Annotated in this window: 20 protein-coding genes; 19 read left to right on the top strand and 1 reads right to left on the bottom strand. The window is 36.7% G+C overall.

What is annotated here, in order from left to right; all coding sequences use genetic code 11:
* Window position 1: 1 nt before the first annotated feature.
* The 7 genes from secA (at window position 2) to msrA (ending at window position 12,107) form a co-directional block, all read left to right on the top strand.
* A complete protein-coding gene (gene secA / locus J4Q03_RS11500; protein WP_426048314.1) occupies window positions 2-3,076 on the top strand; it encodes a preprotein translocase subunit SecA in 3,075 nt (1,024 codons plus the stop codon).
* Window positions 3,077-3,230: 154 nt separating this feature from the next.
* Window positions 3,231-5,387 (top strand): TonB-dependent siderophore receptor, encoded by a 2,157-nt coding sequence (locus J4Q03_RS11495; RefSeq protein WP_426048313.1) that lies wholly within the window; start codon window positions 3,231-3,233, stop codon window positions 5,385-5,387.
* Between the two features lie 46 nt (window positions 5,388-5,433).
* Complete coding sequence (locus tag J4Q03_RS11490; RefSeq protein WP_426048312.1) at window positions 5,434-6,630, top strand: PepSY-associated TM helix domain-containing protein; 1,197 nt, start codon at window positions 5,434-5,436, stop codon at window positions 6,628-6,630.
* On the top strand, window positions 6,630-8,747 hold the full coding sequence (locus tag J4Q03_RS11485; RefSeq protein WP_426048311.1) for a TonB-dependent receptor: 2,118 nt from the start codon (window positions 6,630-6,632) through the stop codon (window positions 8,745-8,747). The genes J4Q03_RS11490 and J4Q03_RS11485 overlap by 1 nt, the downstream gene beginning before the upstream one ends.
* A 49-nt stretch (window positions 8,748-8,796) precedes the next feature.
* The gene (locus J4Q03_RS11480; RefSeq protein ID WP_426048310.1) at window positions 8,797-10,008 is read left to right on the top strand and encodes a PepSY-associated TM helix domain-containing protein; all 1,212 of its coding nucleotides are present in this window, start codon (window positions 8,797-8,799) and stop codon (window positions 10,006-10,008) included.
* 84 nt (window positions 10,009-10,092) lie between these two features.
* Window positions 10,093-11,061 carry an ROK family protein gene (locus J4Q03_RS11475; protein ID WP_426048309.1) on the top strand — a complete coding sequence of 323 codons (969 nt, stop codon included), beginning with the start codon at window positions 10,093-10,095 and terminating at the stop codon, window positions 11,059-11,061.
* 491 nt (window positions 11,062-11,552) lie between these two features.
* Window positions 11,553-12,107, top strand: coding sequence for a peptide-methionine (S)-S-oxide reductase MsrA (gene msrA / locus J4Q03_RS11470; RefSeq protein ID WP_426048308.1), 555 nt, complete (start codon window positions 11,553-11,555; stop codon window positions 12,105-12,107).
* A 65-nt stretch (window positions 12,108-12,172) separates the two neighbouring features.
* Here msrA and J4Q03_RS11465 read toward each other — a convergent pair whose 3' ends face one another.
* Window positions 12,173-12,943, bottom strand: a complete 771-nt coding sequence (locus tag J4Q03_RS11465; protein ID WP_426048307.1) for a hypothetical protein — start codon at window positions 12,941-12,943, stop codon at window positions 12,173-12,175.
* 384 nt (window positions 12,944-13,327) lie between these two features.
* On the opposite strand from J4Q03_RS11465, the gene J4Q03_RS11460 reads away from it, so the two are divergent.
* The 12 genes from J4Q03_RS11460 to J4Q03_RS11405 all read left to right on the top strand — a co-directional run bounded on the left by J4Q03_RS11460 (window position 13,328) and on the right by J4Q03_RS11405 (window position 22,021).
* Window positions 13,328-13,510: a hypothetical protein gene (locus J4Q03_RS11460; protein ID WP_426048306.1), complete on the top strand. Its 183-nt coding sequence runs from the start codon at window positions 13,328-13,330 to the stop codon at window positions 13,508-13,510.
* A gap of 46 nt (window positions 13,511-13,556) precedes the next feature.
* Window positions 13,557-15,209 carry a tetratricopeptide repeat-containing sensor histidine kinase gene (locus J4Q03_RS11455; RefSeq protein WP_426048305.1) on the top strand — a complete coding sequence of 551 codons (1,653 nt, stop codon included), beginning with the start codon at window positions 13,557-13,559 and terminating at the stop codon, window positions 15,207-15,209.
* Between the two features lie 4 nt (window positions 15,210-15,213).
* On the top strand, window positions 15,214-15,879 hold the full coding sequence (locus J4Q03_RS11450) for a response regulator (RefSeq protein ID WP_426048304.1): 666 nt from the start codon (window positions 15,214-15,216) through the stop codon (window positions 15,877-15,879).
* A gap of 283 nt (window positions 15,880-16,162) precedes the next feature.
* Complete coding sequence (locus J4Q03_RS11445; RefSeq protein WP_426048303.1) at window positions 16,163-16,495, top strand: YegP family protein; 333 nt, start codon at window positions 16,163-16,165, stop codon at window positions 16,493-16,495.
* Window positions 16,496-16,505: 10 nt separating this feature from the next.
* Entirely contained in the window at window positions 16,506-17,573 is a 1,068-nt protein-coding gene (locus J4Q03_RS11440) for a type I restriction endonuclease (protein WP_426048302.1), read from the top strand.
* Between the two features lie 15 nt (window positions 17,574-17,588).
* Entirely contained in the window at window positions 17,589-18,095 is a 507-nt protein-coding gene (locus J4Q03_RS11435; protein ID WP_426048301.1) for an SH3 domain-containing protein, read from the top strand.
* 17 nt (window positions 18,096-18,112) lie between these two features.
* Window positions 18,113-18,736 carry a PH domain-containing protein gene (locus tag J4Q03_RS11430; RefSeq protein WP_426048300.1) on the top strand — a complete coding sequence of 208 codons (624 nt, stop codon included), beginning with the start codon at window positions 18,113-18,115 and terminating at the stop codon, window positions 18,734-18,736.
* Window positions 18,737-18,740: 4 nt separating this feature from the next.
* Entirely contained in the window at window positions 18,741-18,956 is a 216-nt protein-coding gene (locus J4Q03_RS11425) for a TM2 domain-containing protein (protein ID WP_426048299.1), read from the top strand.
* 12 nt (window positions 18,957-18,968) lie between these two features.
* On the top strand, window positions 18,969-19,370 hold the full coding sequence (locus tag J4Q03_RS11420; RefSeq protein ID WP_426048298.1) for a DUF6804 family protein: 402 nt from the start codon (window positions 18,969-18,971) through the stop codon (window positions 19,368-19,370).
* 7 nt (window positions 19,371-19,377) lie between these two features.
* Window positions 19,378-19,785, top strand: a complete 408-nt coding sequence (locus J4Q03_RS11415) for a hypothetical protein (protein ID WP_426048297.1) — start codon at window positions 19,378-19,380, stop codon at window positions 19,783-19,785.
* Between the two features lie 6 nt (window positions 19,786-19,791).
* Window positions 19,792-21,129 (top strand): beta-carotene 15,15'-monooxygenase, encoded by a 1,338-nt coding sequence (locus J4Q03_RS11410; RefSeq protein WP_426048296.1) that lies wholly within the window; start codon window positions 19,792-19,794, stop codon window positions 21,127-21,129.
* A gap of 10 nt (window positions 21,130-21,139) precedes the next feature.
* Window positions 21,140-22,021, top strand: a complete 882-nt coding sequence (locus tag J4Q03_RS11405; protein ID WP_426048295.1) for a hypothetical protein — start codon at window positions 21,140-21,142, stop codon at window positions 22,019-22,021.
* Window positions 22,022-22,056 lie beyond the last annotated feature (35 nt).

The following is a 22,056-nucleotide window of genomic DNA, read 5'->3' as shown; positions in this document are numbered from 1 at the left end:
TATGAGTTTTTTAAACAAAGTTCTTAAAGGGTTTTTGGGAGACAAAAAAGCGCAGGACCTAAAAGAAGTAAAAAAAGTTGTAACAAAAATCAAAGCTGTAGAACCAGCCATTCAGCAGTTAACTGATGATGGGCTGAGAGAAAAAACTGCTGAATTTAAAGAGAACATAAAATCTTCAACCAGCAAAATAACAGCGCAGATAGAACAAATAAAAGAGCAGGTAAAAAATTCAGCTAACGTAGATGAAAAAGAAGCTCTTTTCTCAAAGATTGAATCTCTGAAGAAAGAATCATACGACATTGAAGAAAAAGTTCTTGCTCAGATCCTTCCTGAAGCTTTTGCCCTGGTAAAAGAAACAGCAAGAAGATGGGCCCAGAACGGAGGAATCCGTGTTAAAGCAACTGATTGGGACAGACAACTGGCTGCTGCTGGTAAAGATTTCGTAGAGATCCAGGGAGATACTGCAATCTGGAAAAGCTCATGGGATGCAGCCGGAACTCCTGTAGTTTGGGATATGGTCCATTATGATGTTCAGTTTATCGGAGGGGTTATTCTTCACAGTGGTAAAATTGCCGAAATGGCAACCGGTGAAGGTAAAACTTTGGTAGGAACATTGCCTATTTACTTAAATGCACTTCCTGAAAGAGGCGTTCACGTAGTAACTGTAAACGACTATCTTGCGAAAAGAGACTCCGCATGGATGGGCCCTCTTTATCAGTTCCATGGAATGTCTATCGACTGTATCGATAATCACCAGCCGAACTCAGACGGAAGAAGAAAAGCATACAATTCTGATATTACCTACGGAACGAATAATGAATTCGGATTCGATTATCTGAGAGATAACATGGTAACTTCACCTACAGAACTTGTACAGAGAGAACTCAACTTTGCTATTGTGGATGAGGTTGACTCCGTATTGGTGGATGATGCCAGAACACCATTGATCATTTCAGGTCCGGTTCCTCAGGGGGACAGACAGGAGTTCGATGTTCTTAAGCCTTCTATCGACAGAATTGTTGAAGTTCAGAAAAAAACGGTTTCTGCCATCTTTAATGAGGCGAAAAAATTAATCGCTGCAGGAAACACAAAAGAAGGAGGATTCAAATTGCTTCAGGCATACAGAGGCCTTCCTAAAAACAGACAGTTAATCAAATTTTTATCGGAAAGCGGAAACAGGGCATTGCTTCAAAAAACTGAAGCGCAGTACATGCAGGACAACAACCGTGATATGCCGATTGTAGATAAAGATCTTTACTTCGTTATTGAAGAGAAAAACAATCAGGTTGATCTTACAGATAAAGGAGTAGAATATATGTCTCAGGGAAATGAAGATAATAATTTCTTCGTTCTTCCGGATATCGGGACAGAAATCGCGGAAGTTGAGGCTAAAAATTTATCTAAAGAAGAGGAATTTGAGGCTAAAGAAAAACTTTTCTCTGAATTCGCTGAAAAATCTGAGCGTGTACACACGATGAGCCAGCTGTTAAAAGCATATACATTATTTGAAAAAGATGATGAATATGTGGTAATTGATGGTGAAGTAAAAATCGTTGATGAGCAAACGGGACGTATCATGGAAGGAAGACGTTATTCAGACGGTCTTCACCAGGCAATCGAAGCTAAAGAAAATGTAAAGATTGAAGCCGCTACGCAGACCTTTGCAACAGTAACGCTTCAGAACTATTTCCGTATGTACAATAAGCTTGCGGGGATGACAGGTACTGCTGAAACAGAGGCTGGAGAACTTTGGGAAATCTACAAATTAGATGTTGTGGTGATTCCTACGAACCGCCCTATCTTAAGACATGACAGACAGGATTTAGTTTTCAAAACTAACCGTGAAAAATATAACGCCGTAATCGAGGAAATTGAAAAATTAACCGCAGCAAAAAGACCTGTACTTGTAGGGACTACTTCTGTTGAAATTTCTCAATTGCTTTCTAAAGCACTTCAGTTAAGAAAAATCCCACACCAGGTACTGAACGCGAAGCTTCACAAAAAAGAAGCAGAAATTGTTGCCGGAGCCGGACAGCCGGGAGTTGTAACGATTGCAACAAACATGGCCGGTCGTGGTACGGATATCAAGCTTACCAAAGAAGTAAAAGAAGCCGGTGGTTTAGCCATTATCGGTACAGAAAGACACGATTCAAGACGTGTGGACAGACAGCTTAGAGGTAGAGCGGGACGTCAGGGAGATCCTGGTAGCTCTCAGTTCTATGTGTCTCTTGAAGATAACCTGATGCGTTTATTCGGTTCTGAAAGAATTGCGAAAATGATGGACAGAATGGGTCATAAAGAAGGTGAAGTTATTCAGCACTCTATGATCAGCAAATCTATCGAAAGAGCACAGAAGAAGGTGGAAGAAAACAACTTTGGGATCAGAAAAAGACTTCTTGAATATGATGACGTAATGAACAAGCAGCGTGATGTGATCTATAAGAGAAGAAAGAATGCTCTGTTCGGGGATCACCTGAAATATGATATTACCAACATGATCTTCGATGTTTCCAATTCAATTGTTGCCAAAGGAAAAGCTACAGGAAACTATAAAGATTTCGAATTTGATATCATTAAGTTCTTCACTATGGAATCTCCTGTTTCTGAAAATGATTTCAAGAGCAAGCAGGTTGCAGAATTAACAGATCTTGTTTTCAAAGCAGCTCAGGAAGATTACAAAATGAAGCTGAACTTACTGAAAGAGAAATCATTCCCTATCATTGAGAATGTATATCAAAACCAGGGTTCCATGTTCAAAATGATCCAGGTTCCTTTCACGGATGGCCATAAAACAATGACTATTGTGGCTGACCTTAAAGAAGCTTACGAAACTCAGTGTGAAAGCCTTATCAATGATTTTGAAAAGAATATCACTTTATCAATCATTGATGAAAACTGGAAACTTCACCTTCGTGAAATGGATGACCTGAGAAGATCTTCACAGGGAGCTGTTTACGAGCAGAAAGATCCACTGGTAATCTACAAACAGGAATCTTTCCACTTATTCAGTGAAATGGTAGACAAAATGAACAAAGAAATTATTTCGTTCTTATACAAAGGAGAAATCCCGGCTTAAGAATTCAATAATAAAATATTATAAAAACCCCGCTTCAGCAATGCTGAAGCGGGGTTTTGTTATTCAAGACCTAATAATTTTATGATAAATATCAATTCGATTATTTATTTAGAACAATTAAAAACAATATATTTGCAGAAAATTTGACTTATTCATGAAAAATGTACTGATTTGTGCCTCGTTGCTGGGTTCTATACTGGCTTTTTCCCAAGAAAAGGATACAATTAAATCTAATGATATTGAGGAGGTTGTTGTTAGTGGAAGATATTATCAAAAATATAAACTCAATGAAGTTTCAGGATCATTAAGACTGCAGACTCCTATCATAGAACTGCCACAGAATGTACAGTCTATAAGCGGACAGGTCTTATCCGACCAGATCACTTTAAATATGTCCGAAGGAATTGTCCGTAACGTGAGTGGTGCCAGAAAAGTAGAGCACTGGGACAATGTTTACTCAAACGTTTTCATGAGAGGGGCAAGTATCGCAACTTATATGAACGGAATGAATGTTTCTTCAACATGGGGACCAATTAATCCGGACGCATCTATTATCGACAGAATAGAATTTGTAAAAGGACCTGCGGGCTTCATGGGGTCTATGGGTGACCCCGCCGGATTTTACAATGTAGTCACAAAAAAACCTACGGGAAAATTTGCCAACAGCGTAAGATTCACAACGGGAAGCTACAACCTTTTCAGAGGAGAGGCAGATCTTGACGGTGTTATCGTTAAGGACGGCGTTTTGGACTACCGTTTAAACTTAATGGGAAGCTCCAACAAATCATGGTCAGAAAATGATAAAACAAGCAAAATAATTATTGCTCCGTCTATTACATTCAGACCTACAAAAACAACGACTTTCACGGCACAGTATAATTATCAGTATTTGAAATTCAACCAGCCGGGAGCTTATTTAATGTCTAAAGACGGTTATGCTTCCTTAGATGTTCATACCAATTTTAATGATCCGAACTTCAAAAAAACTGAAGTAAAAGATCAGAGTTTATTTTTAACCTTAGATCAGAAATTATTCAAAGACTGGGTTTGGAGTACACAGTATGCCTATATGGATATGAATTATGACGGAGGCTCATGGTGGGGAACTTTTGATCCGGCTGATAAAAACATTTTTAACAGGACTTTAAGCAACTGGCAGGCCACCGGAAAAAACCATATATTCCAGACTTATTTAAGAGGAACACTGAATACAGGAAATATCGTTCACAAAATTATTGCAGGATTTGACTACGGAGACAGAAAATACAACGCTGATTTTTCCGGATATGGACCTGGAGTTTACCCTGTCAATATTCAAAATCCTCAATATGGTGTAGATCCTTCTACATTGCCGCCGGACAGTTTTTACACTTTAAACTCTGCAGCTCCTTTTTATAATGATCAAGGTGTAAAATACACTTCATATTACGCACAGGATCAAATAGAAATGTTCAATAATAAGCTACGCCTTACATTAGCAGGAAGATACACAAGCGGAACTACTTTCGCAGGATATCCTTACTACTCGGAAGGAAATATAGTTCCTAAAGATAAAGCCGGAGAATTTACACCCAGGGTAGCAGTAAGCTATTCCATCATGAAAGATTTCTCAGCTTATGGAGTATATGACAAAACGTTTGTACCTCAATCTGCAACAGGGATTGGCGGAACTTCAATTACAGATCCGTTCAGAGGACAGAATATTGAGCTTGGAGTAAAAAAGGACTGGTTTGGAGGAAAATGGAACTCTACTTTTGCAGTCTATGAAATCCGAAGAAAAAATATTTTGGTTGCCGGAAATTCAAATGATAATAATGGAAATGCTTTTATGATTCCAACAGGAGAACAAAGATCACGTGGTTTTGAAGCTGACATTAAAGGAGAAATCATAAAAGGATTAAACATTGTGGTAAATTATGCCTATACGGATGCCAAAACAATTAAAGACACCGATGCCAGCAGAATAGGTGTGCAATCTCCCGGAAATGCTAAAAACGTACAGAATACCTGGCTAAGCTACAGATTTGAACATGGCCAATTAAAAGGATTTGGGATCTCAGCAGGTTACCAGTACCAGGGAGGAAGACAGTCCTGGTTTGGAACAACGGCAAAGTATGATCAAAGCCTGGAAGATTATTTTGACACCAACTTCGGTATTTCTTATGTGGCCAGAAAATTCGATGTCAATCTATTGCTGAATAACGTTTTGAACAGAAAGCTTTACAGCGGTTACAGATCAGATGACGGTTCTTATGCATGGATCTATAATGCTCCGCGTAACTGGAGATTATCTATCGGATATAAATTTTAATCACCACATACTCACTATTCCTGAAACTCAGGAATAGTTTATTTTAATGAAAAGGAAGCATCATCATAAAAAGAAACCTTCTTTAACAAAGATATGGTCTGCCAAACTGCATTTGTGGTTTGGTTTGTCCGTTGGCATCATTGTTTTCATTGTTTCACTTACCGGGACTTTATACGTTTTTAAAGATGAAATCCAGAACAGTCTCCGGAAAGAAGCCATATATGTACAGAAAGCTGCGGAAACTCCACTTTCTATAAATATTCTGAAAGAAAAGGTCAGCCTGGAGCTTAATGAAAAGTATCCCGTAAATGCTGTGGAAATTCCTTTGGATAAAAATAAATCCTACCGTTTCTCCTATTACGAAAAGAACAAAAAAGGCTGGAATTATTTTGACGAGGTAAAGATCAATAAACTGGTCTATGTAGATCAGTACAGCGGAAAAATTTTAGCCGTTTACAATGAAAAATATGACCTTTTTCCAATTTTAAAAGCCATTCACTGGAGTTTATTATTAAAATCAGATTGGGGAAAATATGTGGTAGGAATTCCTACCGTGCTCTTTATCTTCATGCTGGTTACAGGAATTGTTTTATGGTGGCCAAAGAACAAGAAAGCAAGAAAGGGACGCTTCTGGTTCAGCTGGGAAAACGTGAAGACCTGGAAACGTAAAAATTATGATCTTCATAATGTATTAGGGTTTTATGCTTCATTTCTGGCACTGCTGATGAGCATTACAGGAATTTACTTTGCCTATCCATATGTAAAAAACACCTTTAATCTTGCTCTTTCCGGCTCCTTAGAGCTGCCAAAAGAAAAGGAGATCAAATCTCCGGATTCCCTGATCATAAAAAATACATCCGTTTTTGATCTTACCGCTCAGGAAACCAGAAAACTTTATCCCACATCTTCCAGTTTCAGAATTCCTTTAAACGGGAAAAACAAGAAAGGAAAAGAATTAAAGAACATTCCGGTTACCATATATGGACAAGAAGGACGGTACAGTGAAAGAAATACGCTCGTTTTTGACAAATATTCCGGGAAAATACTGGCAGATAAACCTCATCAGAAACTGAGCAATGCAGAAAAATACGCCAATGCCAACTATGATATCCACACAGGATCTTATTTTGGGCTGTTCGGGAAAATTCTATGGTTCATTACGGGCCTCATCTGTACATCACTCCCCGTTACCGGCTTTTTAGTATGGTGGGGAAAACAAAAGAAACAAGGAAAGAAAATATAATGAAAAAAGCGCTTTTATCAGCCGCATGCTTAGGGTCGGCAACAGTTTTTGCACAGGTTAAAGACAGCCTGCAGACCAACAATGTGGATGAAGTTGTGATGACTGCTTCCAGAAAAAAAGAAAATATTAAAGAAATACCTAGCTCAGTAACGATTGTTGCAGAAAAGCAGATCCAGTCTCAGCTTACCGTCAATTCAGATATCACCAGTATTCTTCAGTATACGGTTCCCAGCTTAGGAACCAACTCCGGCCAGACCTCCAATACAGGTCAGACTTTAAGAGGCCGTCAGGTTCTTGTCCTTATCGATGGGATTCCACAATCTACACCGCTTAGAAATGGAGCAAGAGACATCAGAAGTATTGATCCTTCTGTTATTGAAAGAATTGAAGTAATCAAAGGAGCCTCTTCTATCTACGGAAACGGAGCAGATGGAGGAATCATCAACTATATCACCAGAAGAAGCAAATCTGATAAAAATATTTCCGGACTTACTCAGGTTGGTTTTACCGGCCAGACGTATGGTGGAACTTTAGGTGTAAGGGCCAGCCAGCTGTTATCCGGAAAAGTAAATAAATTTGATTATGTTTTCTCTCTTGCTTATGAAAGAACCGGCTATATGAAAGATGCCGACGGAGTAAACCTTACTCCAACCTACAGTCCCGCAAAGATGGATAACTATAACGGGATGCTTAAAGTAGGGTACAACATCAATAATAACCAGAGAATTGAAGCTTCTTATATCGGATATTCCTCCAGATCAGATCTTAATTTAGGGCTTGTAACCGGAAAATACAGCTTAAAACCAACCATTGGAGAAGGCGTAGGAAAAAATCTTGAAACAACACCTCAGGGAACACCCAAAAACCACAATTTCAGGATCAATTATGATAACCAGAATCTTTTTGGAGGAACCACTTCACTGAATTTCAATGCATATATGCAGGATTTCAAGACGGTATACGGATACAGTGATACCTTCTTCGGAGGAGGACAGTCCAATGTGATTTCCAAAAAGTATGGCGCCAGATTCAACTTTGACACAAAGCTTTGGAGCGCTCAAAATTCGCAGGCTGAAGTGATGTACGGAATGGACATTCTTAATGACCAGACCGTTCAGAAGCTTGAGGACGGACGTTACTGGACACCGGATATGAATATGACCAACCTGGCTCCTTTTGTCTTGGTTAAAATCGATTTACTGAAAAAATTAACCATTAAAGGAGGCCTCCGCTACGAAAACATGACTGTTAAAGTGGGAGATTTCAATACCCTTTCTTCGGTAAAAAGTGACGGTACTTTCACAACAAGTATTTTTGTTACCGGCGGAAAATTAAAATATAATGCATTAGTGGCCAATTTAGGAGTACGCTATAATATTGAACCTTTCATTAATCTGTTCGGAAGCTTTTCACAGTCCTACTCTATCAACGAGCTGGGAAGAATTCTGAGAACATCTACCCAGGGAACTATTCAAAATCTCGAAACCAAACCGATCATCGTTAACAATTATGAGCTGGGTGCCACAGGACAAATCTCCAAATGGGTCAACTACGAAATCACCTCTTATGTAAGTACTTCAAAACTGGGGGCTTCATTTGTACAGAGCGCGGACCGGGCATTAACCATACAGAGGTCGCCGGAAATTGTTTACGGAGTGGAAGGATTCCTGCATTTTACCCCTGCAAAATGGATCAATTTCGGTGGAAGCTACAGTTGGATGGAAGGAATTACTTCTATTAAAGACGACGGAGATTATTCAGCAAAAATTAACAACAGCCGTATTTCTGCACCTAAGGTACTTGCTTACATTCAGGCAAGACCTTTACAGACTCTATCCATTGGTTTTGATATGCTGCATGCCTTTGAGCAGGACAGATTCCAGACCAATGCAAAAACCGGATTGTTTGTGTATGGAGAAGGCTATGTTCCCGAATACACCGTTTTTAACTTTAAATCGAGCTACGAAATCAATAAAAACTGGAGAGTTTCTTTGGGTATTGAAAATCTGTTCAACAAAATGTATCAGCCAGCCATTGCATGGTGGTCTGCACGTGACAGCGAATTCGTGAATTCACTGGGAAGAAGAGGCACCCTGATGCTCGAATATAAATTTTAATTAAACTAAATAAAAAGATAAACTTATCTTTGATACTTTGAACTGCGATATGAAGAGAAAACATCATCATAAGAAAAAACCGGGCTTTTTCAAGAAATGGTCAGCCAAGCTGCACCTGTGGCTGGGTCTGGGAATTGGCTTTCTTATTTTTATTATATCCATTACAGGAGCACTTTATGTTTTCAAAGATGAAATAGAAAACATCACCAGAAAGGATGTAATCTACCACAACGAGCAGAATATAGCACAAAAGCAGGTTCTCCCAATAAGAGTAATGGAAAAATCTGTTGCCGAACAGGTAAAAGAAAAGTATCCCATCCATTGGGTAAACGTCCCGATCGACAAAAAAATGTCGTACATATTTTATTGGTATGAACATAATACGGATACCTGGAATTATTTTGATGAGTTTCCTATTTATAAAGCAGCTTATGTAAATCCCTATACGGGAAAAGTTCTCAGAACATATGATGAAAAGAACGGATTCTTCAATATTGTAAAAATGATCCACTGGAGCTTTTTACTGAAGCAGGACTGGGGAACCTATGTCGTGGGAATCCCTGTTATTATCTTTATTATCATGCTTATTACCGGAATTGTTCTCTGGTGGCCTAAAAATAAAGCAGCCAGAAAGCAGCGCTTTTCTTTTAAGTGGAAGAACATAAAAAGCTGGAAAAGAAAAAATTATGACCTTCATAATGTGCTTGGTTTTTATTCTTCCATCTTCGCTTTGATCTTCGCCATTACAGGGCTTTTTTATGCCTTTTTTGTTGTACAGGCCATGATCTACGTGATATTCTCCGGCGGGGAAACAAAATATCCGGATTTCTCTCATATCAAAACCAAAGCTCCTATAGAACTACGAACTGAAGGAACACTGGATAAAGTTATTAATACTGTACAGCAGAAATATCCTGATGCCTTCGGCTTTGCTATTGACCTCGGCCATGAGCATATGGATGACCATGAGCATCCTAATTTTGAAGTGTTTATAAAGCACCTTTCTTATTCTTATCACAAAAACAGCAGCCTGATCTTTGATGAAAACTCCGGTGAACTGCTCCACACCCATGATCCTAAGGACAAAAACTTCGGGGAAAAAGCAGTAGCAGCCAACTATGATATTCATGTGGGGGCTATTCTAGGACTTCCCACAAAGATCATTGCATTTATTGTCAGCCTTCTGTGCGCCTCGCTGCCTGTCACCGGATTTATGATCTGGTGGGGAAGAAGAAAAAAGAAACCGGCAAAAGCTGCGTAAAAGTTTTTCAAATAAAAGTTTGTTAATAATTCATTAATACAATCTTTTTTATAATTTTAACCCTTTAGAATTTATAAACAGGAAATGTCATTAATAGATTTATCAAAACAAGTTGCTCTAGGAATTGATATCGGCGGAACCAATACAAAGTTCGGAGTAGTAAACCATCGCGGTGAAGTTCTGGAAAAAGGAAGTCTGAGAACTGATGAGTATGAAAAAGTGGAAGATTTTATCGATGCTTTGTATGAACAGGTTCAGCCCCTGATCGAAAAATACGGTACAGAAAAAAACTTTGACGGAATTGGGGTAGGCGCTCCTAACGCCAACTATTATAAAGGAACCATCGAACAGGCTCCTAACTTACCCTGGAAGGGAATGATCCCTTTCAGTGAGCTGATGAAAGCCAAATTCAGTCTGCCGTGTACCATTACTAATGACGCCAACGCTGCAGCCCTTGGAGAAATGCTTTTCGGAGCAGCACGGGGTATGAAGGATTTCATTATGATTACGCTGGGAACAGGGGTAGGCAGCGGAATTATTTCCAACGGAAGCCTGATTTACGGACATGACGGTTTTGCAGGAGAGCTTGGCCATACTATCGTAAAACCCGGCGGAAGAAAGCACTGGAGCACTGGATCTGAAGGAAGTCTGGAGGCTTATGCCTCAGCCACAGGAATTGCGATCACCGCAAAAAAAATGAGGGCTGAATTTCCTGAATCTATGCTAAGCCAATATCCTGAAGAGTCTATTAATTCAAAAACCGTACATGAATGTGCACTGAAAGGCGACCCTATTTCTATTGAGGTTTTCAGATATACGGGGCAGAAGCTGGGCGAAGCTTTGGCTAATTTCGTTATGTTTTCTTCACCGGAAGCCATACTTTTATTCGGCGGCGTGATCAAGGCCGGTGATTTTATTTTGAAGCCTGCAAAACTTCATATGGAAAGAAATCTTCTTCCTATTTTTAGAAATAAGGTGAAACTGGTTTTCAGTGAACTTGATGAAGCAGATGCTGCCATTCTTGGTGCGAGCGCTTTAGTATGGGAAAAATAACTCAAAAACAACATTAAAAAAATAATGGGAGCATCCTTTTGGGATGCTTTTTTTGTTTCAAAACACAGATTCTGAATTGATTTTCTGCATATTGCCTAAATAACACAGATTTTCGTTGTTACGGAAATCCTAAATATATTGTTGGTTATCGCGGAGGCGCAAGTTTCTTCTAATTCGAAGGTTTTAAGGCGTAAGAATTATCTAAGATAAAATTGAATCCTGCTGAACATTTATACATTCATTCTTGCTGAAAAACTTTGATTTTCTCACGCTTTAAAAACGAACGTTGAATATTAGCCCTGCGCCTTTGTGCGTATCAACTTATAAGATTTAATATCTACCCAATAATTAAAAAAACAGCTTAACAATTCTGTTTTAAATCATCGGATTTCTCATCCAAAATGAAAAAGTTTTTCTTACTTTTGATTGGCTTTTTACTGATTTCTACCATCGCGAAACAGAAAAACCATAAATAAAATAATCAACAGATAATGGATAATAATAATTTAGAACAGATCACTTTCGGCGGCGGATGCTTCTGGTGCGTGGAAAGCTGTTTCAATATGCTTAAAGGAGTACAGTCTGCGGTCTCAGGCTATTCGGGAGGTAACAAGGACAATCCAACCTATGAAGAAGTGTGTACTGGAGAAACGGGACACGCTGAAGTCGTTCAGATCACTTTTGACCCTAAGATCATTTCCTATGCACAACTGATGGATGTATTCTTCTTCCTTCATGATCCTACCCAACTGAACAGACAGGGCAATGATATCGGAACACAATACCGTTCCGTTATTTATTATAAAGATGAAGCAGAAAAAGCTAAAGCAGAAGAAGCTCTTAAAAAATCTGAAGAATCGGGAAAATGGCCCGGAAAATATGTAACCGAAGTAACGCAGTTTAAGAAGTTCTGGCCCGCAGAACAGTATCACCAGGGTTATTATAATGAAAACCCCACACAGCCATACTGCAGCGCCGTAGTTGGTCCGAAGATCCAGAAGTTTAAAAAACATTTCGGAGAGCTGGGAATGCTGAATGAAGCTTAAAAATATAAAGCGAATATCTATTTGATGTTCGCTTTTTTATTAAAGTAATTGAAGCGGAATATATTTTACTTTATTCCAGCATAAAAGTTCACCATATGTTCGCTAACTTTTTTGAGCTCTTTCCCGTTTTCTGGATTTTTTCCATCCATTGTAAAGAACTCCACCTTATTATTATATTTTGAATACCAGGCCTTACCTACAGCGTTTTCTGCAGTTAAAGTATCCGGTCTTGTAATTTTCTTAAAGTGGTCAAGTATATTTTTATCCATTGCCACTATTTCGAAGTTCGGGTTAGCATTTGCATCGCTGGTACCTATGTATTCTTCACCGTTCCAATACATATATTTATCTTCACCCAATTCACCTCTATTATAAGCCAACCCAAAAGCTAAAGTCAATATCACAGCTCCGATTCCCATCCCATTTTTTGCCAATTGAGGCACGTTAAAAATAGGCTGATTGGTAATGTTTATAATGATCTTGGATAGCCTTTCAGAAAGGGAATCTTCATCCTGGTCTATTTTAAGTTCTATCTTCGTTTCCCCTTTATCTTTCTCAATCACTGCATTCTCACAAAACTCCCAAAAATTATCATATCCCACATACCAGCTTAGCTGATCTAGTGTAATTTCATCTATTTCATAATCCTTATTTTCTTTTATAAGTCTTTTATGATACCTCACAAACGTTCTTACATCTTTAACCGAATCAAACTTTTCTTCAAGTTCTAAGACTAAGTAATTTAAAACAGAATCATTACTAGAGTTAACCCTGTTGAGCTCTTTTTTTGCTTTTTCGTATGCTTTTTTTAGCAACAATTTCTTCTTATCAAACATGGAATTAGTTTAAATGGATTAGTGCTGTCTAAATTAGACAAAACTGAGACAATTACATTACGGATTCCCATAAAAATCAAACATTTACACCCTTTCAGATGTCTTTCCGCTGTCTAGGAATGACACCCGTTTCTGTCTTTACTTTGTCCTCAGAGATCAGCAAGAAATAAACAGTAAAAAACAAACTCAAAAAAACTGATTTCAAAATTCACCAGATAAAACGGAGGAAAACTCCGGGTTGGGAAGCAGATGTTTCTCCTCCGTTTTTGAAGGTTCACTTCCCAAAAAATTAGAAGCGCTTCGAAATTTTAAACGTGTACAGCTTGTGATCGAAAATCATGAGAGGAAGAAAAACAGTCTAAAAACTTCAAAATTTTAAGGAAAATGATCCAGTTTATATTAATGCTATTCGGTTTAGCATTTTCAAATAATAATGCCAACACGGCACCATGTACGAACAATCAAACTAATAATCCGGTGACTATGCATACAAGTTCAGACGGAGACGGAGTAAACCCCGGAGATACGGGAGGAGAGACAGGAACAACACTCCCTCCTAAAAAATAAAAATTTTTGCCACTCTTTATAGAGTGGTTTTTTTTATTTTAGTAAAATGATACGAAATTTATTATTTTCCCTTTTTTCTTTCTTTCTCATTGCTTCATGTGAGGAAAGTTCTAAAATTAATCCTAACATAAAAAAAGCAGATAAATTATATGAAGAAGCCATTAATCTGCTTGAAAAAAATGACGTTAAAGCTTATGAAAAACTTCAGGGAGCCATAAGCTATTATAGTAAAGAAAATGATTTTTCTAATATTTCTAAAAGCTTGATTGTACAAGCAAACGCTCAAAAAAATAGAGGTGATTTTTTAGGAGCAGAATCAACATTAGTAGAAGCCCTAAAAATGATGAAGGAAAATGATGAAAGCCTTTATTCGCTATATGATACTATGGCTACTTTGAAATTAAATCAAAATCAATATTCTCAGGCAATTGAATGGTACGATAAGGCTCTTTCCGTTAAGATTGAATCAGAACAAAAAAGACTAAGTATATTAAACAATAAATCTGTAGCAGAATATAAATCAGGGAAATATAAGCAAGCATTGGACATTTTACAAAAGCTTGATTTATCTAACCTTTCAGATTTAAACTTAAAAAACAGAATCAAAGACAATATTGAATATATAAAATGGCTTGACAACAATAATGCAGAGGCTCAAATTAATATAGAAAATATACTAAAACTTAAGTTAGAAAATGATGACTTTTGGGGGGCTAATTCAAGCTATGCTCATTTAGCAGAAATAAATAAGAAATCAAATCCTGAAAAATCACTTTATTATGCAAAAAAAATGCTTGATATTGCTCAATTAAACAAGAGTCCTGAAGATAGACTGGAAGCTATTGAACGAATAATTTATGTTGATAAACCAGCAAATACAAATAGTCATTTTCAAATATATAAAAGTTTATCCGACAGCATACAAGCGAGTCGTAATGACTACACAACTAAATTTGCTTTTATAAAATACGAAAACACAAAAGTTAAGGCTGAAAAAGCTGAAAAGGAAAACCAACTATTATGGCAGTATTTCCTTTCAGGATTACTTGTTGCCCTACTAATCATTATTATCATTTTATATAAGAAAAGACAAAAAAAGCTTCAACAAGAAAAAGAAATCGAAGTAAAAAACTCTCAGCTCAAAATTTCTAAAAAAGTCCACGACATCGTGGCCAACGGCATTTATCAGGTAATGACCAAAATAGAAAATCAGGAACATTTTGATAAAGAAGAGGCTTTGGACGAGCTGGAATTCGTTTACGAGAAATCAAGAGATATTTCCTATGAAAAGGAAGATTCTAAAAATGAACAGGATTTTAGCGAAAAAATATCAAATATAATTGGCTCTTTTAATAATGATACTGTAAAAACATATGTTGCCGGAAATGAGAAAAACATTTGGGAAAACGTAAATCAACCTAAACAGGAAGAAATTTATCAAATCATTCGGGAGCTGCTTGTCAACATGAAAAAACACAGCAAAGCAAACCTTGTTTCTTTCCGTTTTGAAAGAATTAATAATGAGATTACCATCCATTATAAAGACAATGGTATTGGAATGTCCGGAGTGGTAATTTATAAAAATGGATTATCAAATGCGGTTTCCCGTATAGAAATTTTGCAGGGACAAATTATTTTTGACACCGAAACAGAAAAGGGACTGAAAGTCGACATTTCATTTCCTGTTACTAAAAACTAAAAAAATGTTCAAAAAAATTTTAATAGCCGAAGACCAAGAGATGGGTAGTCTATCTGTCCAGAAAACATTAGAAGAGCTCAACATTCCGAATGTTGATTATGTCTATTATTGCGATGATGCCTTAGCAAAAATTAAAAAATCTATTCGGGAAAATGACCCTTACGATTTGTTGATTACTGACCTTTCTTATGAAGAAGACCATCACCTTCAGAATATTAAAGATGGAAAAGAACTGATTGAAGAAGTCCGCAAGTTACAGCCTTTATTAAAAATCATAGTCTTTTCTGGAGAGCGTAAATCAGGAATTATTGATTTGCTTTTTACTGAATCCAGAATTAATGGGTACGTCCGTAAAGCCAGAAACGATTCTAAAGAACTGAAAAAAGCAATTGCTTCCGTTTACGTCAATGAAAATTATCTGTCTCTTGACCTTAAACAAGATGTTAAAAGACTAAATAGCTATGAATTTACGTCATATGACATAACGCTTGTTTCTCTTCTTTCACAGGGAATACAGCAAAAAAATATCCCGACGTATCTGCAGAATAATCATATAACGCCTAATAGCCTGAGCAGTGTGGAAAAAAAATTAAACAGTTTAAAAGAAGCACTAGAAGTTACAAGCAATGAACAATTAATAGCTTTCTGCAAAGATCTGGGAATTATTTAATCTTGTTTTTAAATATTGTATAAAACCTTTCAAAAATTTGAAAGGTTTTTTTCTTTTACGGTTAACCGTAAGGATTCATTTTCTAATCGTTATACTTTTGACTCAATTAATCATTTAAAAATTTTATTATGAATGTAAAACACACTCCAACAAACATTACTCACAAAGGACAAAAAGGAGGAACAACAGGTTGCGGCACTAACACTAATGTCCATTCTGATCACTGGGTAAATACAAATGACAAAATAACATGTGACAAAAACGGATGCAAAAATTAACAATCATGGAAAAATTTGTTATCACTCAAAGAGTCAACAGCGAGTATCAGTTTAATCTAAAGGCCGGAAATGGCGAAATCATTTTAACCAGTGAAGGTTATGTCCAGAAAGCATCTTGTATAAAAGGCATTGAATCCGTGAAGGTCAATTCCCAGGAAGAGTCAAGATACGACAGAAGAGTTGCTAAGAACCATAAAGATTACTTTGTATTAAAAGCAAGAAACGGAGAAATCATTGGTAAAAGTCAATATTACAGCTCCAAATCTTTAATGGAAATCGGGATTTCTTCTGTGAAAAAAAATGCGTCTACTGCTGAAATCGTTGACGAAACTCTTTAAAAACTACACTATGGATCTTAAAATTAAACTTGAACAGTTACACCAGAAAGTAGTCGGTCTGAAAGACCAGATAAGCACGGAAGAAGCTACAAAAAATGCATTTGTAATGCCATTTATACAAATCCTCGGATATGACATTTTCAACCCTACGGAGGTTGTACCCGAACATGTTTGTGATATCGGAACAAAGAAGGGAGAAAAAGTAGATTATGTGATCAAAAATAATGATGAACCCATTTTCATCATTGAATGCAAGCACTGGAAAGAAAGTGCTGATGCTCACAATTCCCAGCTTCACCGGTATTATCATGTTTCAAAAACACGGTTTGGCGTGTTGACCAATGGAATTATTTACAATTTTTATACAGACTTGGAAAAACCTAATATTATGGATGAAAAGCCATTTTTCACCATTAATATTGAAGATCTAAAAGACAGCTCTATCAAAATCCTTGAAAGCTTCACTAAAAAAGATTACAATCTGGAAAGCATTTTAGATTCTGCCGAAGCCTTAAAATACATCAAGGCGATCAGAAAAGAATTTGAAAAAGAAATTGAAACCCCTTCTGATGAACTGGTAAAATTATTAGTCAGCAGGTTTTTTGAAAAACATCTGACGGCCAGCAGAATGGTTTCTTTTAAGGAATATACCAAGAAGGCTCTGGCAACTTCCATCAATGAATCCATCAGTTTCAGGCTTAAATCTGCATTAAGCATCAACGAGCAGATTGAAAAGCAGGAAGAAAGCATAAAATCATCCCAATCTATCGATGAAAACACTGATTCTAAAATTGTAACCACTGAAGAAGAACTGGAAGGATTTCAAATCATAAAAGCTATTTTAAGAGAAAAAATACCTTCTGCAAGAATTGCTTACAGAGATACATTATCCTATTTCGGAATTTTATTGGATGATAATAACAGAAAGCCAATCTGCAGGTTACATTTTAATACGGCCAACAAATATCTGGAAACCTTTCACAATGGTAAAGAAGCCGGAGAAAAAATACTGCTCAATAATCTGGATGAAATATATAATTTCAAACAGGAGCTCCATAAAACTTTAGAAAACTATTAACGGAAACTAATATCCATGAAAACATTTATCTCTATACTTATCCTAAGCATCGGTATGCTTACTGCTGATTCTTTCAGTTCTTCCGGCTCCGGAAGCTCCAGTCACGGGGGAAGATGTATCGGTTCTGCATCCTGTAGCGCCTGTTCCAATTGTACAGGTTGCGCTCATTGCTCTTCCGGGGGGAGCTGCGGCGTATGCAGTGGTGGTTCTTATGGTAAGAAATCATCTTCTAGAAAAAAGAAATCTAAAGCATCACCAGATTTCCATTACACTAAAAAAAACAAATCTTACAACTCTTCGAAAATCCGGATTGATGAAATCAACATCAATACCAACAACCGGTATTTCGCAGGGATTGCAGTAACTAAGATCTATGAAAAACCTTTTCTAAAGTCTAAAGTAATAGAGACCGTTCCTAAAAACACTGAACTAAAACACTTATCCAAACAGGATTCCTGGTATAAAGTACAGGTGATAAAAAGCAAAAAGGTAGGGTACGTATATTACAAAGATGTGAAATAACTTGAAAACAAAACATCATGAATTTAAAGAATTTTTTAAACGAAGAACAAGATCCCAAAGCTGTTGAAAAGCTTTTAGAGAGAATCAATGATCTTATAACATCTCAGGAATTTGTAGAATATATTGCGGTCCAAAAAAAGCCTGCTATCAATTTTTCTCCAGACTGTATAGCGCTTACCAACAGAAGAATTATTTTCTGTAGACCTAAAAACTTTGGATTATCCATGGACTTCCAGGATTATAATTGGGTAGATATTGCAGATTGCCATATTAAAGAAGGGATTTTAGGGGCTACGTTTACAATGAAAACCGTAGGCAATTACACCAATATGATGGATTATCTTCCCAAAGCCCAAGCCAGAAAACTCTATCAGTTTGCCCAGGAAATTGAAGAGAAAATGAGAGGAGTAAGACGAGAAAAAGACCTTGAAGTCAGAAGAGCATCAGCAGGTGGGGTTACAGTAAACAATGCCACTCCGATAATAGCACAACCCTTTCCAACTTCACAGCCTGTTACAACGCTTATAGAAGCTGAAGATCCCTTTGCTGTTTTACAAAAACTGAAAGGATTAATGGATAACGGAATTATTTCTGTTGAAGAGTTTGAAAGTAAAAAGAACGAAATATTATCAAGAGTTTAACCATATGAAATCAAAATTTACTGCAGCAATGCTTGCTTTCTTTTTAGGCGGACTAGGCATTCATAGATTTTATTTAGGCCAAAATAAATTAGGATTATTTTATTTGCTATTCTGTTGGACTTTCATTCCCGCATTCATTGCACTGATTGATTTTTTCATTTTCGTTTTTATGTCTGAAGATAATTTTAATTACAAATTTAATCTCAAAACCGGATTTTAAAACCTTTATCCCATGAAACCTTTTCTTACCCTATGTGCGATCTGTTGTTTCGTAGCCATTTTCAGACTTCCTATAGAATATTATACTATTTTGAGAATTCTTGTCTCCATCGGAGCCTTACTTGTTTTATATAATGCTGTCCGTTTTAAACAATATTATTTCAGCATCATTTTTCTCTTTATTCTCATTCTTTTCAACCCTGTGCTTCCTATTTATCTCTATAGAAAAAGTATCTGGACTCCTATGGATATTATAACCGGAATTCTCTTTCTTCTCATTGCCTTTGTTGAAAAGCCAAAAGAAAAAAAGAAAGAAATCGTAGAAAATCCGGTAGAAGGTACAGCGTTTCCGACACAACCGAGAGCGCATTCCCGGGATATTATTATTAATCCTAGAAAAAACAAAGAAAACTAATCGAACCATGGAAAATATTCAAATTACTGAAAATCTTAAAGCACACTTTTTAAGATTATATCAAATGGCTATCTGCGATGATGATTTCAGTACCCTGGAACTGAAAATGCTTTATAAATGTGCGGAAGACAGAGGTATTTCGCCTAAAAACCTGGATGAGATCCTTTTAAACCCCATCAATTTTAGATCGCTCGTTCCCCAGACAATTGAAGAAAAAGTAGACTATCTCTATGACCTCACGGTAATGATCTGGGCAGACGGAATCGTCTCTCCAAACGAATATTCTGCGATGGAAAAATATGTTCTGATGTTTGGATTCCTGGAAGAAAACGTAAAAGAGATTGTCGATTATCTGATACACTCTGTTAAGACCGGAAAAAATAAAACAGATATTTTATATGAATTAAAAAACTAACTGATCATGACGACCCATATTAAAAATTTATTCAAATTAAAGTCAGTTCCGGTTGAAACTCTGGAAGAAGAGTCTCCAAAACCGGAAATTGATCCCAATGCAGAATCCCCTGAGGAAAGCAGAAAAAGAACATACCATGAATCCGGTTACAGGGACAGTTCCAGAAATAATGGAAATCATACAACCCTCTTCATTTGCCTGGACGCCGTCTATTCCAAATTCCAGAATGAGGAAAAAGAAATGGTGGAAAAGCAGCAAAAGCTCAAAGAATCTTATGTAAACGAACAAAAAAATAGAGAAACAGAGATTAAAGCACTCTCTGTTTCATTGGAAACCAAAGAAGAACAGCTTACCCATAGAAATACAGAAATTGAAGACCATCAGAATAAAATTGAAAGCTTAAAAGCAGAAATCAACGATTTACCCAGGAATCCGGAAAAACACAATATAAAAGCAACAAAAGGGGCTTCCACAAAATTCTGGATCGGCACTATTCTGCTTATTCCCATCAGTTTATACCTGCTTACATTTTATATTTCAACTTCCTATTCCGCATTTTTTAAAAGTTTTGATGCAAAAAGTACAGTTATTCAAAGTGTTTTAGATGCACAGGCACTTAGCAAAGCCTGGAACGAAGGCCTTATTGAAGGAGCCTTTGTCACCCTAATTCCATTTGTCTTCTTAGGACTTGGGTTTTTGATCCATATGTTCGGAGAAAATAAAACCTGGCTCAATTATATCAAACTGGGACTGCTATTCATCATCACCTTTATCTTTGATGCTATTTTGGCGTATGAAATTGAGTCTAAATTATATGAACTTAACAAAACCTTCGACTCTCCCCCATTTGATCTTAAAATCGCTTTTACCAAAAATCAGTTTTGGGGGATTATTTTCGCGGGATTTATTGTGTACCTTATCTGGGGACTGGTTTTCGATTTTGTGATGAAGGAACACAGAGAGAAAGATAAAATTAAAAACGAACAGGAAATCAGACAGAAAAAGGTGCTTTTTCTCTTGGAGAAAATCAATGTTCTAAAAAAAGAAATTGAAGAAATCCTTGCTAATATCGGAACCACTAAAGAACTCATCATAAAGACACGCGGAAGGATTGAAGAACTTCAAAACATCATTGACGGAGTGATTATTCCAACTAAAGATTACAAACTCTATGCTTCAGAATATGTTCAGGGCTGGGTTACTTATATTGGTGAAAAAATAGCCGTTTCAAAAACGGAGAAACAAACCATGATCGACAGCTGTATTGATACCTACAGTAGCAATCTAGATGTTGTGGGAGCCAACGCTGATAACCAGAATCTAGTTTATTTATCTGCATTATAAATCACTTGTTATGAAAAAAATAGTATACTTATTACTCATCACATCTTTGGTTTCATGTGGTAAAAACCCGCCTCCACCCTGTAAACACTGTCCTCCTCCTGTTGATTCAAACAACATCAATGTCAGTATTCTGATTGATTTATCCGACCGGATTGATCCCAAAACAAACCCCAATCCGACAATGGAGCATTTCCAGAGAGATATAGAATATATTAAAGCGATCGAAAAAGGATTTCTGAACCATATCAAAACAAAAAGAATCGTCACATATAATGATCAGATGCAGGTTTTCTTCAATCCCGAACCTTCTGATCCCAAAATCAATGATTTTACGAAAGAACTTCAAGTTTCTTTCGATAAAAATACTAACAAAGCCTATTTCAATACCGTTGAAAAAAGATATGCTCAATTCCCTACCAACATCTATCAATCAGCCATTAAAGACGGAAACTATGTAGGTTCTGACATCTGGGAATTTTTTAGAAATAAGATTAAAGACTATTGTGTAAAGGATGATCACAGAAATATACTTTTCATTTTGACCGATGGATATATGTACCATAAGGACACCATGTTTTCTCAGGACAAAAAAACATCATATTTAACCTCAAAGCTCATTAAGTCAAACAATCTAACAGCATCTGATTTTAAAACGATATTTGAGAAGAATAATTTAGGCTTCGTAAAAGCCAATGATAACCTAAGTAACCTGGAAGTCATCGTGCTAGGACTCAATCCAGAAAAAGGAAACCCATTTGAAGAAGCCGTGATTAAAGAGTATTGGGAAAAATGGTTTAAAGAAATGAAAATCAAAAAATATCAGATAAAATCCGCTGATTTGCCATCTAATTTGGAACCTATTATTGTAAAAGCCATCACAGGCAAAAATTAAAAAACACTCATCATACCACAAAAAGCGAAGATTTC

This window comes from Chryseobacterium sp. NFX27, assembly GCF_049887855.1.
In the GTDB taxonomy this organism is placed as follows: Bacteria; Bacteroidota; Bacteroidia; order Flavobacteriales; family Weeksellaceae; genus Chryseobacterium.
This window is presented reverse-complemented; position numbering and strand designations above follow the sequence as displayed.

Bases quoted from the DNA above. Each gene is read 5' to 3' on its own strand.
- secA (WP_426048314.1), top strand. From the start codon at position 2: ATGAGTTTTTTAAACAAAGTTCTTAAAGGGTTTTTGGGAGACAAAAAA.
- J4Q03_RS11495 (WP_426048313.1), top strand. From the start codon at position 3,231: ATGAAAAATGTACTGATTTGTGCCTCGTTGCTGGGTTCTATACTGGCT.
- J4Q03_RS11490 (WP_426048312.1), top strand. From the start codon at position 5,434: ATGAAAAGGAAGCATCATCATAAAAAGAAACCTTCTTTAACAAAGATA.
- J4Q03_RS11485 (WP_426048311.1), top strand. From the start codon at position 6,630: ATGAAAAAAGCGCTTTTATCAGCCGCATGCTTAGGGTCGGCAACAGTT.
- J4Q03_RS11480 (WP_426048310.1), top strand. From the start codon at position 8,797: ATGAAGAGAAAACATCATCATAAGAAAAAACCGGGCTTTTTCAAGAAA.
- J4Q03_RS11475 (WP_426048309.1), top strand. From the start codon at position 10,093: ATGTCATTAATAGATTTATCAAAACAAGTTGCTCTAGGAATTGATATC.
- msrA (WP_426048308.1), top strand. From the start codon at position 11,553: ATGGATAATAATAATTTAGAACAGATCACTTTCGGCGGCGGATGCTTC.
- J4Q03_RS11465 (WP_426048307.1), bottom strand. From the start codon at position 12,943: ATGTTTGATAAGAAGAAATTGTTGCTAAAAAAAGCATACGAAAAAGCA.
- J4Q03_RS11460 (WP_426048306.1), top strand. From the start codon at position 13,328: ATGATCCAGTTTATATTAATGCTATTCGGTTTAGCATTTTCAAATAAT.
- J4Q03_RS11455 (WP_426048305.1), top strand. From the start codon at position 13,557: ATGATACGAAATTTATTATTTTCCCTTTTTTCTTTCTTTCTCATTGCT.
- J4Q03_RS11450 (WP_426048304.1), top strand. From the start codon at position 15,214: ATGTTCAAAAAAATTTTAATAGCCGAAGACCAAGAGATGGGTAGTCTA.
- J4Q03_RS11445 (WP_426048303.1), top strand. From the start codon at position 16,163: ATGGAAAAATTTGTTATCACTCAAAGAGTCAACAGCGAGTATCAGTTT.
- J4Q03_RS11440 (WP_426048302.1), top strand. From the start codon at position 16,506: ATGGATCTTAAAATTAAACTTGAACAGTTACACCAGAAAGTAGTCGGT.
- J4Q03_RS11435 (WP_426048301.1), top strand. From the start codon at position 17,589: ATGAAAACATTTATCTCTATACTTATCCTAAGCATCGGTATGCTTACT.
- J4Q03_RS11430 (WP_426048300.1), top strand. From the start codon at position 18,113: ATGAATTTAAAGAATTTTTTAAACGAAGAACAAGATCCCAAAGCTGTT.
- J4Q03_RS11425 (WP_426048299.1), top strand. From the start codon at position 18,741: ATGAAATCAAAATTTACTGCAGCAATGCTTGCTTTCTTTTTAGGCGGA.
- J4Q03_RS11420 (WP_426048298.1), top strand. From the start codon at position 18,969: ATGAAACCTTTTCTTACCCTATGTGCGATCTGTTGTTTCGTAGCCATT.
- J4Q03_RS11415 (WP_426048297.1), top strand. From the start codon at position 19,378: ATGGAAAATATTCAAATTACTGAAAATCTTAAAGCACACTTTTTAAGA.
- J4Q03_RS11410 (WP_426048296.1), top strand. From the start codon at position 19,792: ATGACGACCCATATTAAAAATTTATTCAAATTAAAGTCAGTTCCGGTT.
- J4Q03_RS11405 (WP_426048295.1), top strand. From the start codon at position 21,140: ATGAAAAAAATAGTATACTTATTACTCATCACATCTTTGGTTTCATGT.